Origin of the sequence: Streptomyces sp. NPDC048664, assembly GCF_040650555.1 — a bacterium.
Classification (GTDB): domain Bacteria; phylum Actinomycetota; class Actinomycetes; order Streptomycetales; family Streptomycetaceae; genus Streptomyces.
In genome coordinates this window covers 90,128-103,064 of sequence record NZ_JBEZHK010000023.1, presented here as the reverse complement: position 1 = coordinate 103,064, position 12,937 = coordinate 90,128, and the positions used below count along the sequence as shown (strand labels likewise).

The 12,937-nt window shown below is 73.2% G+C and carries 12 protein-coding genes; 3 read left to right on the top strand and 9 right to left on the bottom strand.

Annotated features, from left to right (window positions below; all coding sequences use genetic code 11):
- Positions 1 to 233: 233 nt before the first annotated feature.
- The 5 genes from AB0C59_RS23975 to AB0C59_RS23955 all read right to left on the bottom strand — a co-directional run bounded on the left by AB0C59_RS23975 (position 234) and on the right by AB0C59_RS23955 (position 7,544).
- On the bottom strand, positions 234 to 2,573 hold the full coding sequence (locus AB0C59_RS23975) for a bifunctional diguanylate cyclase/phosphodiesterase (RefSeq protein WP_363007804.1): 2,340 nt from the start codon (positions 2,571 to 2,573) through the stop codon (positions 234 to 236).
- 242 nt (positions 2,574 to 2,815) lie between these two features.
- Positions 2,816 to 5,017, bottom strand: coding sequence for an NAD-dependent DNA ligase LigA (gene ligA, locus AB0C59_RS23970; RefSeq protein ID WP_363007802.1), 2,202 nt, complete (start codon positions 5,015 to 5,017; stop codon positions 2,816 to 2,818).
- Between the two features lie 15 nt (positions 5,018 to 5,032).
- Positions 5,033 to 6,043, bottom strand: a complete 1,011-nt coding sequence (locus tag AB0C59_RS23965; RefSeq protein ID WP_363007800.1) for a methionine synthase — start codon at positions 6,041 to 6,043, stop codon at positions 5,033 to 5,035.
- Positions 6,044 to 6,290: 247 nt separating this feature from the next.
- Entirely contained in the window at positions 6,291 to 6,989 is a 699-nt protein-coding gene (locus AB0C59_RS23960; RefSeq protein WP_363007798.1) for an SDR family oxidoreductase, read from the bottom strand.
- A gap of 15 nt (positions 6,990 to 7,004) precedes the next feature.
- Positions 7,005 to 7,544, bottom strand: a complete 540-nt coding sequence (locus AB0C59_RS23955; RefSeq protein WP_363007796.1) for a TIGR00730 family Rossman fold protein — start codon at positions 7,542 to 7,544, stop codon at positions 7,005 to 7,007.
- Positions 7,545 to 7,596: 52 nt separating this feature from the next.
- Between AB0C59_RS23955 and AB0C59_RS23950 the strand changes: the two genes are divergently transcribed.
- Together AB0C59_RS23950 and AB0C59_RS23945 are read left to right on the top strand one after the other, a co-directional pair.
- Positions 7,597 to 7,923 carry a DUF427 domain-containing protein gene (locus tag AB0C59_RS23950; RefSeq protein WP_363007794.1) on the top strand — a complete coding sequence of 109 codons (327 nt, stop codon included), beginning with the start codon at positions 7,597 to 7,599 and terminating at the stop codon, positions 7,921 to 7,923.
- Positions 7,924 to 7,970: 47 nt separating this feature from the next.
- Positions 7,971 to 8,750, top strand: a complete 780-nt coding sequence (locus tag AB0C59_RS23945) for an alpha/beta hydrolase (protein WP_363007792.1) — start codon at positions 7,971 to 7,973, stop codon at positions 8,748 to 8,750.
- A gap of 22 nt (positions 8,751 to 8,772) precedes the next feature.
- On the opposite strand, the gene mnmA is transcribed toward AB0C59_RS23945, so the two are convergent.
- The 4 genes from mnmA to AB0C59_RS23925 form a co-directional block, all read right to left on the bottom strand.
- The gene (mnmA, locus tag AB0C59_RS23940; protein ID WP_363007790.1) at positions 8,773 to 9,897 is read right to left on the bottom strand and encodes a tRNA 2-thiouridine(34) synthase MnmA; all 1,125 of its coding nucleotides are present in this window, start codon (positions 9,895 to 9,897) and stop codon (positions 8,773 to 8,775) included.
- Between the two features lie 73 nt (positions 9,898 to 9,970).
- A complete protein-coding gene (locus AB0C59_RS23935) occupies positions 9,971 to 11,134 on the bottom strand; it encodes a cysteine desulfurase family protein (RefSeq protein ID WP_363007788.1) in 1,164 nt (387 codons plus the stop codon).
- A gap of 88 nt (positions 11,135 to 11,222) precedes the next feature.
- Complete coding sequence (locus tag AB0C59_RS23930; protein ID WP_363007786.1) at positions 11,223 to 11,555, bottom strand: DUF4190 domain-containing protein; 333 nt, start codon at positions 11,553 to 11,555, stop codon at positions 11,223 to 11,225.
- A 38-nt stretch (positions 11,556 to 11,593) separates the two neighbouring features.
- Positions 11,594 to 11,761, bottom strand: a complete 168-nt coding sequence (locus AB0C59_RS23925) for a hypothetical protein (protein WP_363007784.1) — start codon at positions 11,759 to 11,761, stop codon at positions 11,594 to 11,596.
- Between the two features lie 137 nt (positions 11,762 to 11,898).
- Here AB0C59_RS23925 and AB0C59_RS23920 point away from each other — a divergent pair, with 137 nt between their 5' ends.
- Entirely contained in the window at positions 11,899 to 12,531 is a 633-nt protein-coding gene (locus AB0C59_RS23920; RefSeq protein WP_363007782.1) for a TetR family transcriptional regulator, read from the top strand.
- Positions 12,532 to 12,937: the final 406 nt, after the last annotated feature.

Here is a 12,937-nt window from a genome sequence, read left to right as displayed (position 1 = left end):
GCGGTCGTACGTTTTCGGGTGCGCGCGCGTCGTGGAGTTTGCGCAGTTCCCCGCGCCCCTGTCGCCCGTGGCGGCGGTCGTACGTTTTCGGGTGCGCGCGCGTCGTGGAGTTTGCGCAGTTCCCCGCGCCCCTATCGCCCGTGGCGGCGGTCGTACGTTTTCGGGTGCACGTGCGTCGTGGAGTTTGCGCAGTTCCCCGCGCCCCTGGCGATTGCGGGGGCGGTCGTGGGTTGTCAGTCTGTGGGGACTGCGGGGAGGGCTGCGCGGGGGGTGGGGGGGCGGATGCCTCGGGCCCGCAGCCATGCCGTGGTCTCCGTCGGTGGCATCGCAGCGGCGACCAGCCAGCCCTGCACCGCGTCGCATCCGAGGTCCCGCAGCCGCTCCCAGGTCTCGTCGTCCTCGACGCCCTCGGCGACCACCAGCAGCCCCAGCGAATGCGCGAGATCCAGCGTGCAGCGCACGATCTCGGCGTCCTCCGCGTCCACCGCCAGCCGTGCCACGAACGAGCGGTCTATCTTCAACTCGCTCACCGGCAGCCGCCGCAGATGCACGAGCGAGGAGTACCCGGTGCCGAAGTCGTCCAGCGACATCTTCACGCCGTGCCCGCACAGCGCGGCCAGCGTGTCCGCGGCCCGCTGGGGATCCTCCAGGAGGACGTGCTCCGTGATCTCCAGCTGCAGCGCCCCGGGGGGCACCCCGTGCCGGGCGAGCCGCGCGGCGACCGCGCCCGCGAAACCCGGCGCGTGGACGTCGCGCGGCGAGACGTTGACGGCCACGGGCACGTCGATGCCCTGGGCCCGCCACCGCGCCACCTGTTCGAGCGCGGTCTCCAGCACGTACTCGGTCAGCCGCGGCATGAGCCCGGAGGACTCGGCGATGGCGATGAACTCGTCGGGCGGAACCTTTCCGCGTTCGGGGTGGACCCATCGCACGAGTGCCTCCAGCCCCGCCACCGCGCCGTCGAAGCGCACCTTCGGCTGGTAGTGCAGCTCCACCTCGTGCGCGTCCAGGGCGCGCCGCAGGTCGCCCAGCAGGCCGAGGCGGTCGGGGGTGTTGGAGTCGCGCTTGGACTCGTACACCTCCACCCCGGTACGGTCCCGCTTCGCCTGGTACATCGCCACGTCCGCGCGCCGCAGCAGCCCCTCCGCGTCGAGCGCGTGGTCGGGGAAGACGGCGACACCCGCGCTGGCCTCCAGGACGAGGGTCAGCCCGTCCAGGTCGAGCGGGGAGCCGAGGGCGGCGACCAGGCCGCGGGCCGCCCGCGCGGCGGAGGTCGTGGAGTCCGCGACCGGCAGTAAGACGGCGAACTCGTCGCCTCCCAGGCGGGCGGCCTCGGCCCCGCGCGGCAGGGCCAGCCGCAGCCGCTCGGCGATCTGGAGCAACAGCCGGTCGCCGGCGAGATGGCCGAGCGTGTCGTTCACCGAGCGGAAGCGGTCCAGGTCGATCAGCAGGAGCGCGGCCCGCGCCCCGATGCGGTCGGCGTCGTCCAGGGCCTTCCAGGTGCGCTCCAGCAGCCACTGCCGGTTCGGCAGTCCGGTCAGCGGGTCGCGCAGCTGCTCCTCGGCCCGGGCCCGGGCGATCCACAGGGTGGAGTCCAGCGCGATGAGCGGGACGGCGAACAGGGGCAGCAGGACGGGGAGCGAGTGGGCCACCACGCAGACCAGCGGCGCGATGCCGAGCAGCGCGACGGCCACCAGCGCCTGCCTGACGAGCGCCGTCCGGGCGACGGTGGGCAGAGCGCCGATGCTCGGGGCGTGCAGGTACCACAGCAGTGCCCGGGTCACCGCGAGGTACGCCATCGCCAGCAGGACGACCTGGGGCGCGGCGGAGAGGGTCCAGCTGCGCGGGTTCCAGGGCGTCTCCACGGTCGGCACCCGGCCGAAGGCGGCCAGGACGAGCGCCGCGGCGCCGATGCCCAGGATGTCGACCGCGCCGTGCAGCACGTCGTCGCGCCATCGGGCCGGACGCGCCGCGCCGACGAGCAGCACCACGGTGAGGCTGACCAGTGCCGCGGGCACCCAGCCGTACAGCAGCAGGACGGCGAGGGTCAGGGCCGCTCCGGACCCCATGGCTCCGGAGCCCATGCTCCCCGCACGGCCCGACCAGTGGGAACGGCCGAGCGCGATCAGATGCACGACGACGACGCCGGTGAGCGCGGCCAGGGACCAGCCGACGGCACCCGACGGGAAGGGCGCGCGGTGCAGGCCGACCACCCGGTGGAGGCAGGCGCCGAGCACCAGCGCGGCGGCCGCGACGACGGCCCTGGGCAGAGCGGCCCGGGTCGCGAGCCGGCCGGCCGCGGCGTCCCGCGCCGGAGGTCCACCGGCGAGCGCCGCGCGGGCGGGTGCCGCCGCGACGGCGGGCGGGTCCGGCACGCTCGCCCTGAGGACTCCGGCGCCGGGCGCGACCTCCGCCGCGCCGCTCGTGCGGGGTCGGGCGCCCCGTGCGGTGCGGGAGCCGTCCGCCCCCGGGCGCCCCGGCCGGCACGCGCGCCGCCGGGCCACCCGCCAGGCGCCGCGCATCCGGCGCAGGGGCAGCCTCGAGATGGGAGCGGCCCTCTCGGTCGGTTCCATTCCCGTCCCTCTCACAGCCGGTGGTGTCCACGCCACGCGGACCGCCCGCCAAGTGTCCTGGGCGGCAACGTGTTTGAACCCGTTGAAACCGTGTCACAACCCGCCGCGCGTCCGGGCCCGGCAGGCGCACATCTCAACAGTAGGCCGCGGACGGCTCGCGCGGGCAGCGGTCGTCGGCGGTTGCCCGAATGCACCCCGGCCATCCGTATGCATCTGATATGCGGCGAACGGTTGAGGTTTCCTCACTCCGCCCCGGCCGAAAGCGCGGCGTCGGCCGCCGCCTCGGGGCCCTGCTCCAACAGGACGGCGAAGCCCTCCTCGTCGAGGACCGGGACCTTCAACTGCATGGCCTTGTCGTACTTCGAGCCGGGGTTCTCTCCGACGACGACGAACGACGTCTTCTTGGAGACGGAGCCGGTCACCTTCGCGCCTCTGCTCTGCAGCGCGTCCTTGGCTCCGTCGCGGGTGTGGTGCTCCAGCGTTCCGGTCACCACCACCGTGAGCCCCTCCAGCGGGCGGGGCCCCTCGTCCTGGCCGGAGCCCTCCTCCTCCATCCGGACGCCCGCGGCCTTCCAGCGGGCGAGGATGTCGCGGTGCCAGTCCTCCGCGAACCACTCCTTGACCGCGGCGGCCACGATCGGACCGACGCCCTCGGTGGCCTTGAGCTCGTCCTCGCTCGCCTGCTCGATGCGATCGATGGAGCGGAACTCGCGGGCCAGCGCCTGGGCCGCCACCGGGCCGACATGGCGGATCGACAGTCCCGTCAGAAGGCGGGCGAGCGGACGCTCCTTGGCCGCCGCGATGTTCTCCAGCATCGCGATGGCGTTCTTCCTGGGCTCGCCCTGCTGGTTGGCGAAGACCGTCGCGACCTTCTCCTCGCCGCTCTTCGGGTCCCTCTTGGGCAGACCGCTGTCCGGGTCGAGGACATACGCCTTGATGGGCAGCAGTTGCTCCACCGTGAGGTCGAACAGCCCGCCCTCGTCCCTCAGCGGGGGGTCGGTCGGCTCCAGCGGCTGGGTGAGGGCCGCGGCGGACACGTATCCGAAGTGCTCGATGTCGAGTGCCTTACGGCCTGCCAGGTAGAAGAGCCGCTCGCGCAACTGGGCCGGGCAGGAGCGCGCGTTCGGGCAGCGGAGGTCGATGTCGCCCTCCTTCATCGGCCGCAGCGGCGTACCGCACTCGGGGCACGTCGAGGGCATCTCGAACACGCGCTCCGTGCCGTCGCGCAGGTCGACCACCGGGCCGAGGATCTCGGGGATGATCTCGCCCGCCTTGCGGATCACCACCGTGTCGCCGATGAGCACGCCCTTCGCCTTGACGACGTCCTGGTTGTGCAGGGTCGCGAACTCGACCTCGGAGCCCGCGACGGTGACCGGCTCGACCTGCGCGTAGGGCGTGACCCTGCCGGTCCGGCCGACTCCCACGCGGATGTCGATGAGCTTGGTGTTGGCCTCCTCCGGCGGGTACTTCCACGCGATGGCCCAGCGGGGGGCGCGTGAGGTGGAGCCCAGGCGGCCCTGGAGCGGGATCTCGTCCACTTTCACCACCACCCCGTCGATCTCGTGCTCCACGGAGTGCCGGCGTTCGCCCGCGTAGCGCGCGATGAACTCCCGCACCCCGTCGAGGTCGTCGACCACCTCGTTGTGCGTCGCGGTGGGCAGGCCCCAGGAGTGCAGCAGCGTGTACGCCTCGGACAGGCGGGTCATGCTGTCCTGGAAGCCCTCCAGGGCGCCGATGCCGTGCACCACCATGTACAGCGGTCGGGTCGCCGTGACCCGGGGGTCCTTCTGGCGCAGGGAACCCGCCGCCGCGTTGCGGGGGTTGGCGAACGGCTTGTCGCCGGCGGCCACCAGACGGGCGTTCAGCTCCTCGAACTTCTCCATCGGGAAGTAGACCTCGCCCCGGATCTCCACCAGGTCGGGGACGCGGTCGCCCTCCAGGCGGTCCGGGATCGCGGCGATCGTACGGACGTTGGGGGTGATGTCCTCGCCGGCGACGCCGTCGCCCCGGGTCGCGGCGCGCGTCAGCCGCCCGTGCTCATAGGTGAGGTTGACGGCGAGGCCGTCGACCTTCAGTTCGCACAGGAAGTGGTACGTGGAACTGCCGACCTCCCGGGCTACCCGGTCGACCCACGCGGCGAGCTTCTCGTCGTCGAACGCGTTGTCCAGCGAGAGCATCCGCCGGCGGTGCTCCACCGACGTGAACTCCGTCTCGTAGGCCCCCGCGACCTTCTGTGTCGGCGAGTCGGGCGTACGCAGCTCGGGGTACTCCTCCTCCAGCGCCTCCAGGCCGCGCAGAAGACCGTCGAACTCCGCGTCGCTGACGACGGGGGCGTCCTTCACGTAGTACCGGAAGCGGTGCTCCTCGATCTGCTCAGCGAGCTGCGAGTGCTGCTCCCGCGCCTGCGCGGGCACCGTCGTCTCCGCTTGCTTGTCGCCGGCCACCGTGTGGTCCTCCCGTTACTCAGGGTTGTCCGCGAGGGATCTCGCCGCCCGAACGCAGTGGGCCAGCGCCCTGCGGGCGTAGTCCGGGGACGCGCCCGCGAGACCGCAGGCCGGAGTGACCGTGACGGTGTCGGCGAGAAGCCCCGGACGCAGCCCCAGCCTGCGCCACAGCGTTCTGACACCCATGACGCTACCGGCAGGGTCTGACAACGGGGCGTCCGTGCCGGGGACCACTCCGGCGAAGAGCCGGGTGCCCGCTTCCACCGCCTCACCGATCGCGTCGTCGTCACGCTCGGTGAGAAGGGAGAAGTCGAAGGAGATCCCGTCGGCGCCGGCCCTGCGCAGGAGGGCGAACGGTACGTCCGCCGCGCACGCGTGGACCACGACCGGGCCGTCGGTGTGCACGCCGACGACCTCGCGCAGCGTGGCCTCGACCACCTGGCGGTCCACGGCCCGGTGGGTGCGGTAGCCACTGGCCGACCGCACCTGCCCGCGCAGGACGGCGGTCAGCGACGGCTCGTCCAGTTGCAGCACGATCCGCGCGCCGGGCACGCGCTTGCGGACCTCGTCCAGATGCACGCGCAGCCCCTCCGCGAGCGATCCGGCCAGGTCGCGGCAGGCGCCGGGGTCGGAGAGGGAGGCCTCGCCGTTGCGCAGTTCCAGGGCGGCGGCGAGGGTCCACGGGCCGGCCGCCTGGACCTTGAGCGGGCCCTCGTACCCCTGGGTGAACTCCTCCAGGGCGTCGAGGTCCTCTCCCAGCCAGGACCTGGCCCGCTTGGTGTCGCGCCCCGGCCGGTCGCCGAACCGCCAGCCGCTGGGCTCCACGCGCGCGTACAGGTCCACGAGCATGCCGGCGGTCCGGCCGATCATGTCTGCGCCGGGGCCGCGGGCGGACAGCTCCGCGAGGAAGGGGAAGTCCTCCAGGCTGCCGGTGACGGTCTTGGCCGCCTCGCGGGCGTCCGTGCCGGGCATGGAGCCGATGCCGGTGGCTGCGCCGGCGGGTGGGGGCTGGGTGTTTTCACTCACCTGTGCAGCGTATGCGCTCCGCTTGGGGGGCTGTGACGGTGGCTGCGGCGTGGTCGCGGCTGTCACGGGGCTGCGCCCCGGGCCCCCCTTGTCGGCCTGAACGGCCTCGTCCTCAAACGCCGGACGGGCTGGGTGGGGCCCGGTCGCGCCCGCAACGGCCCCGGTCGGACGGGCTGGGTGGGGCCGGACACGTCCGCAGCGCCCTCCGGTTGGACGGGCCGGCCGTGCCTGCGGCGCCCCCGGCGGGTCAGGAGCCTGGGCGGATGGTCACGTCGTTCAGTTCCGCGTCCTTCGGGAGGTCGATCGCCGTCAGGATCGTCGTCGCCACCGACTCCGGGTCGATCCACTGCGACGGGTCGTACCGCTTGCCCTCCTGCTGGTGGACCTTGGCCTGCATCGGGCTCGCGGTGCGGCCGGGGTAGACGGAGGTGACGCGTACGCCGTTCACGTGCTCCTCCTGGCGCAGGGAGTCCGCGAGGGCCTTCAGGCCGTGCTTGGAGGCCGCGTACGCGGCCCACTGGGCGTGCGCGGCCAGTCCCGCGCCCGAGTTCACGAACACGACATGGCCGCGGGCGGCGCGCAGCTGGGGCAGGAGGTGACGGGTCAGCTCGGCGGGGGCGACCAGGTTGACGTTCAGCTGGTGGTGCCAGGACCTCGGGGTCAGTTCGTCGACGGTGCCCAGGTCGACGACGCCCGCGATGTGCAGCAGGGAGTCCACCCGGTCGGGCAGGCTCTGGTGGGAGAACGCCCAGGAGAGCCTGTCGGGTTCCGCGAGGTCGCCCACCAGGGTCGTCGCGCCGGGGAACTCGGCGCTGAGTTCCTTCGCCCGCCCGGCGTCGCGGGCGTGCAGCACGAGGTCGTCCCCGCGCGCGTGCAGACGGCGGGCCACGGCCGAGCCGATACCGGAACCCGCACCGGTGATCACATGAGTAGCCATGCCCGCCATGCTCGCACCCCGGTGTCAGCGGCCGGGGAGCGACTCCTCCAGATACGCCAGCGCGCCCGCCGGTTCGTCCGCGAAGAACACCAGGTCCGCGAGTGGCCGGGGCAGGAACCCCTCGTCGTCCATGCGGTGGAACTGCTCCTTGAGGCCGTCGTAGAAGCCGTCCGTGTTCAGCAGGACCACCGGCTTGTCGGTGTGCCCGTGCTTCTTGAGTTCGAGGATCTCCGTCGCCTCGTCCAGCGTCCCGGTCCCGCCGACCATGATGACGACGGCCTCGGACTTCTCCAGGAGCAGCCGCTTGCGCTCGGAGAGGTCCTTGGCGACCACCATCTCGTCCGCGCCCGCCCGGGCCTTGCCCTGGAGGAACCCGACGGAGACGCCGACCAGCCTGCCGCCCGCCTCCTGCACACCGTCGGCGACCACCTTCATGAGCCCCACGTCGGAGCCGCCCCACACCAGGGTGTGACCGCCCTTGCCCAGCAGTTCGGCGAACTCGCTCGCGGGGCGCGTGTAGCGCTCGGCGAGGTCGGCGGCGGAGAGGAAGACGCAGATGTCCATGCGATGAGCGTACGCGGGAAGAAACCGGCGGCCCGCGGGTGCTCTCCCTGTTATGGCCCAAGGACACACGATCACCATCGAGCAAGCGAACGAGCCCGTGCGCGTGGTGCACGGCGAGCAGGTACTGGCGCGCAGCGACCGGGCACTGGTGCTGCACGAGACCGGTTGTCCCCCGCGGTACTACATCCCGGCCGACGACGTGCGCCTGGATCTGCTGACCCCGTCCGACACCCACACCGTGTGCCCCTTCAAGGGCACCGCCTCCTACTGGTCCCTGCCCGACGCGGCGGACCTGGTGTGGGCGTACCCCGACCCCGAGCCGGACGTCACCCAGATCAAGGACCACCTGTGCTTCTACGAAGTGGAAGTGGGCAAGTAGCGGTGTCGTGACCTTTCGGTGCCGTCGTCTGGGGCAGTCTCACAGTCATGGACAAGCAGACCATCTCGCGCGACGGCACCCCTATCGTCTACGAACGCACCGGAGCGGGCCCGGCGCTCGTCCTCGTGAGCGGTGCGATGTCCACGGGCGCCACGGTGGCGCCCCTGGCCGCGCGCCTCTCGGACCGCTTCAGCGTCATCGTGTACGACCGCCGGGGCCGCGGCGGCAGCGGCGACACACCGCCCTACGCGGTGGCCCGCGAGGTGGAGGACCTCGCGGCGCTGATCGAGGCCGCCGGGGGCGAGGCGTCGCTGTACGGCATCTCGTCGGGCGGCGCGCTGGTGCTCCAGGCTGCGGCGAGCGGTCTGCCGGTGCGTCAGGCCGCGGTCTACGAGACGCCCTACGCCGACTTCGGCGGTGGGGCGCGGGAGCGCGCCGAGTACACCAAGAAGCTCGCCGAGGCGCTGGGGGCGGACCGGCGCGGGGACGCGGTCGCGTTGTTCCTGCGGCTCACGGGACTGGCGCCGCAGATGATCGACAACGCCCGCCAGTCCCCCATGTGGGCCGGCATGGAGTCCATCGCACCGACGCTCGCCTACGACGACGCCGTGATGGACGGCGGTCTGGTGCCCCGGGACCTGCTGGCGGCGACCACCGTGCCGCTGCTGGCCGTCGCGGGCGGGGCGAGCCCCGAGTGGCTGCGCCGGGCGACGCAGGCCGTGGCCGAGGCGGCGCCCCAGGGCACGTACCGCCTGCTGGAGGGCCAGAACCACATGGTGGACCCGGAGGTGCTCGCCCCGGTGCTGGCGGATTTCTTCGGCGGCTGAGCGCGCCCGCCGGAAGGTCCGCTCAGGCCACCGCGGTCGTCGCGCGCGTGGTGGAGGCGATCGTCGCCGAGCCCACCACGCGCGTGCCGTCGTAGAGCACGATCGCCTGGCCGGGCGCCACGCCGCGCACGGGCTCGGTGAAGGCGACCCGCAGGGTGTCGTCGACCAGTTCGGCGGTCACCGGCGTCTCGTCGCCGTGTGCGCGCAGCTGGGCCGAGTAGGTGCCGGGCCGCGTGGGGGCCGCTCCGCACCAGCGGGGCTTGACGGCGGTCAGGGCGCTGACGTCGAGGGCGGCGGCCGGGCCGACCGTGACCGTGTTGGTGACCGGCGAGATGTCGAGCACGTAGCGCGGCTTGCCGTCGGGCGCCGGGGTGCCGATGCGCAGGCCCTTGCGCTGGCCGATCGTGTAGCCGTACGCGCCGTCGTGCGTGCCCAGCCTCGCCCCGGACTCGTCGACGATGTCGCCCTCCGCGCGGCCCAGCCGCTGGGCGAGGAAGCCCTGGGTGTCGCCGTCGGCGATGAAGCAGATGTCGTGGGAGTCGGGCTTCTTGGCGACCGCGAGGCCCCGGCGCTCGGCCTCGGCGCGGATCTCGTCCTTGGTGGTGAGGGTGTCGCCGAGCGGGAACATCGCGTGCGCCAGCTGCCGGTCGTCCAGGACCCCGAGGACGTAGGACTGGTCCTTGGCCATGTCGGAGGCGCGGTGCAGCTCGCGGGTGCCGTCGCCCAGGGTGACGACCTTCGCGTAGTGGCCCGTGCACACCGCGTCGAAGCCGAGGGCGAGGGCCTTGTCCAGCAGCGCCGCGAACTTGATCTTCTCGTTGCAGCGCAGGCAGGGGTTCGGGGTGCGGCCCGCCTCGTACTCGGCGACGAAGTCCTCGACCACGTCCTCGCGGAAGCGTTCGGCGAGGTCCCAGACGTAGAAGGGGATGCCGATGACGTCCGCGGCGCGGCGGGCGTCGCGGGAGTCCTCGATGGTGCAGCAGCCGCGGGCGCCCGTGCGGAAGGACTGCGGGTTCGCGGACAGCGCGAGGTGGACTCCGGTCACGTCGTGCCCGGCCTCGGCGGCGCGGGCGGCGGCTACGGCGGAGTCGACCCCGCCGGACATGGCGGCGAGGACGCGGAGGGGGCGCTGCGGGGTGTCAGTCATAGCCCTTCAAGAGTACGGGTCGCGCGGCGGCTCCCGGAGGGCCGCCCACAGTGCGCCGCCGGTCCCCCGCGACTCAGCTCAGGCCCGCCGTGCGCGCCCGTTCCACCGCGGGGCCGATCGCCTTGGCCACCGCGTCCACGTCGGCCGCCGTCGAGGTGTGGCCGAGGGAGAAGCGCAGGGTGCCGCGGGCGATGTCCGCGCCGGCCCCGGTGGCGAGCAGCACATGGCTGGGCTGGGCCACGCCGGCCGTGCAGGCGGAGCCGGTGGAGCACTCGATGCCCTGGGCGTCCAGCAGCAGGAGCAGGGAGTCGCCCTCGCAGCCGGGGAAGGCGAAGTGGGCGTTGGCGGGGAGCCGGTCGACGGGGTCCCCGCCCAGGACGGCGTCGGGGACGGCCGCGCGGACCGCGCCGATCAGGTCGTCGCGCAGGGCGCCGATCTCGCGGGCGAACCACTCCCGGCGGGCGGCGGCGGTCGATCCGGCGACGGAGAAGGAGACGACGGCGGGCACGTCGAGGGTGCCGGAGCGGACGTGGCGCTCCTGGCCGCCGCCGTGCAGGACCGGTACGGGGCTGTACCGACGGCCCAGGAGAAGTGCCCCGATGCCGTAGGGACCGCCGACCTTGTGCCCGGAGACCGTCATCGCCGCGAGACCGGACGCCTCGAAGTCGAGCGGTACCTGGCCGAACGCCTGGACCGCGTCGGCGTGCAGCGGGATGTCGAACTCCTGCGCGACCTCGGCGAGTTCCCGGACCGGCATGATCGTGCCGATCTCGTTGTTGGCCCACATCACCGTGGCGAGCGCCACGCTTGCGGGGTCGCGGGCGATGGCCTCGCGCAGGTCCTCGGGGTGGACGCGGCCGTGGGAGTCGACGGGGAGGTACTCGACGGTGGCGCCCTCGTGCTCGCCGAGCCAGTCGACGGCGTCGAGGACGGCGTGGTGTTCCACGGGACTGGCGAGGACGCGGGTACGGGCCGGGTCGGCGTCCCGGCGTGACCAGTACAGGCCCTTGACCGCCAGGTTGTCGGCCTCGGTGCCGCCCGAGGTGAACACGACCTCGCTGGGTCGGGCGCCCAGCGCTTCGGCGAGCCTCTCGCGGGCCTCTTCGACGGCCCGCCTCGCGCGACGGCCGGCCGCGTGCAGGGACGAGGCGTTTCCGGTGATGCCGAGCTGCGCGGTCAGCGCCTCCGCCGCCTCAGGCAGCATCGGAGTGGTCGCGGCGTGGTCGAGGTAAGCCATGGTGGGCCAATTCTAGGACCGCCCGCACGGGGGCCGACGCGGGGCCGGTGCGCGAGCCCGCCCACGGCGATCCCGGTCGGCTCCGCCGCTAGAAGCTCCAGGACAACGAGTGGTCGGCCTGGGTGAAGGCCGCGAGGACCAGGAGGTCGGCGACGCCCAGGCCGAGGCCGAGGAGGGCGCGTCCGCGGCGCCCGGTGCCGCGCCACAGGGCCACGGTGGCCAGCACGATGGCGACGGGGCCGAGGAAGAGGTTGAGGACGAGGAGGCCGAGCAGCCCCAGGATGAAGGAGGCGACGGCCATGCCGTCCGCTTCCCGCCCGGGCTCGCGGCGCACGCGGGTGGCGGGTTGCTCGGCGGGCGGGGCCTGCTCGGTCGGCGCGGCCTGTTCGGTTCGTTCGGTTCGTTCGGCGGTGAGGTTCATGATGCGTCAGCTCCCGACGGTCGTTGGGTGTACGCGGGTCAGTGGGCGGACGTCTGCCGGCGGCGCCCGTGCCGTTCGCGGATCGCGAAGACGATGAGCCATACGGCGATCACGGCGGCGGCGGTCAGGGTGAAGCCGAGCGGTGCGTGGGCCACGGTGCCCATCACGGCGCCCAGCACCAGCAGTGCGGCTACGAGGAACAGCATGGGTGAGATCCCCCTCCTGGGTGCCTCTCTCGCGTTACGGTTCAGTGAACAATCGTTGTAACAGTTGTTCACTGACTCCCCAGTCTAGCGTGCCCTCCGGCTTTCCAATTACAGAGAACAGTTGTTAACTGCATGGCATGAGTCACACCCTCGGCATCCGGCAGGCCCAGAAGCAGAAGACCCGGCAGGCGCTCCTGGACGCGGCCCTGGAGCTGCTGGAGGAGCAGTCCCTGAGCAGCCTGGGACTGCGCGAGGTCACCCGGGCCGTGGACATCGCCCCGGCCGCGTTCTACCGGCACTTCCGCTCGATCGCCGACCTCGGCGTGGAGTTGGTCGAGCAGGCGCTCGGCGGGCTGCATCCGATGATCGAGTCGACCGTCTCCATGACCGGCGCCTGGGAGGAGCGCATCGACCGCTCCGTCGAGCTGATCGCCCGCCATGTCGACGCCTCGCCCGCCCACGTCCGCTTCATCGCGCGCGAGCGACACGGCGGGGTCCAGCCGGTGCGGGAGGCGATCCGGCGGCAACTGGCGCGGTTCACCGAGGAGGTGACGGAGGCACTGGGCCGGCACCCGGAGTCGGCCGGGTGGAGCCAGGAGGATCTGCTGATGCTCGCCGGTCTGTACGTGGACCAGATGCTGATGACCGCCTCCCAGTTCCTGGAGGCCCTGGAGGGCCCGCGCCCCGCCGAGGAACAGGAACGGGTCGCCCACAGGGCCCGACAGCGACTCCGCCTCATCAGCATCGGACGCCACCACTGGAAGACCTGAGAAGGCCCGAGAGGGCCAAGGTCCGGGGCCCGGGGACCCAGGGGGCACGGATGCCCGAGCCGGGGGCCCGGAGACCGGGGCCCGGTCCGAGCCAGGGGCCCCAGGGACCCGGAGGCCCGAGTAGGCCGGGGTCTCGGGGCCCGGAGGCCCGAGCCGGGGACCCAGAGGGCCCGCAGGCCCGGGGGCCCGAGAAGGCCGGGGTCCGGGGCCTCGGGACCCGGAGGTCCGAGAAGGCCGGGGGCCCAGGGGCCGAGGATCCGGGGGCCCAGGGGCGCAGATCCGGGAGCCCGGGGGCAGTGCCGAGGACCCGGAGGCCAGAGGCCCGGAAGCCCGCGGGCCCAGGGCCCGGGAGAGCCGGGGGGCCGAAGGCCCAGGGAGCCCGGGGTCCGGGGAGCGGGGGTCCGGG

What these genes read in the sequence shown, in the direction of transcription:
- AB0C59_RS23975 (WP_363007804.1), bottom strand. Translation starts at nt 2,573, where the DNA reads ATGGAACCGACCGAGAGGGCCGCTCCCATCTCGAGGCTGCCCCTGCGC.
- mnmA (WP_363007790.1), bottom strand. Translation starts at nt 9,897, where the DNA reads ATGACTGACACCCCGCAGCGCCCCCTCCGCGTCCTCGCCGCCATGTCC.
- AB0C59_RS23945 (WP_363007792.1), top strand. Translation starts at nt 7,971, where the DNA reads ATGGACAAGCAGACCATCTCGCGCGACGGCACCCCTATCGTCTACGAA.
- AB0C59_RS23920 (WP_363007782.1), top strand. Translation starts at nt 11,899, where the DNA reads ATGAGTCACACCCTCGGCATCCGGCAGGCCCAGAAGCAGAAGACCCGG.
- AB0C59_RS23930 (WP_363007786.1), bottom strand. Translation starts at nt 11,555, where the DNA reads ATGAACCTCACCGCCGAACGAACCGAACGAACCGAACAGGCCGCGCCG.
- AB0C59_RS23960 (WP_363007798.1), bottom strand. Translation starts at nt 6,989, where the DNA reads ATGGCGGGCATGGCTACTCATGTGATCACCGGTGCGGGTTCCGGTATC.
- AB0C59_RS23925 (WP_363007784.1), bottom strand. Translation starts at nt 11,761, where the DNA reads ATGCTGTTCCTCGTAGCCGCACTGCTGGTGCTGGGCGCCGTGATGGGC.
- AB0C59_RS23950 (WP_363007794.1), top strand. Translation starts at nt 7,597, where the DNA reads ATGGCCCAAGGACACACGATCACCATCGAGCAAGCGAACGAGCCCGTG.
- AB0C59_RS23955 (WP_363007796.1), bottom strand. Translation starts at nt 7,544, where the DNA reads ATGGACATCTGCGTCTTCCTCTCCGCCGCCGACCTCGCCGAGCGCTAC.
- AB0C59_RS23935 (WP_363007788.1), bottom strand. Translation starts at nt 11,134, where the DNA reads ATGGCTTACCTCGACCACGCCGCGACCACTCCGATGCTGCCTGAGGCG.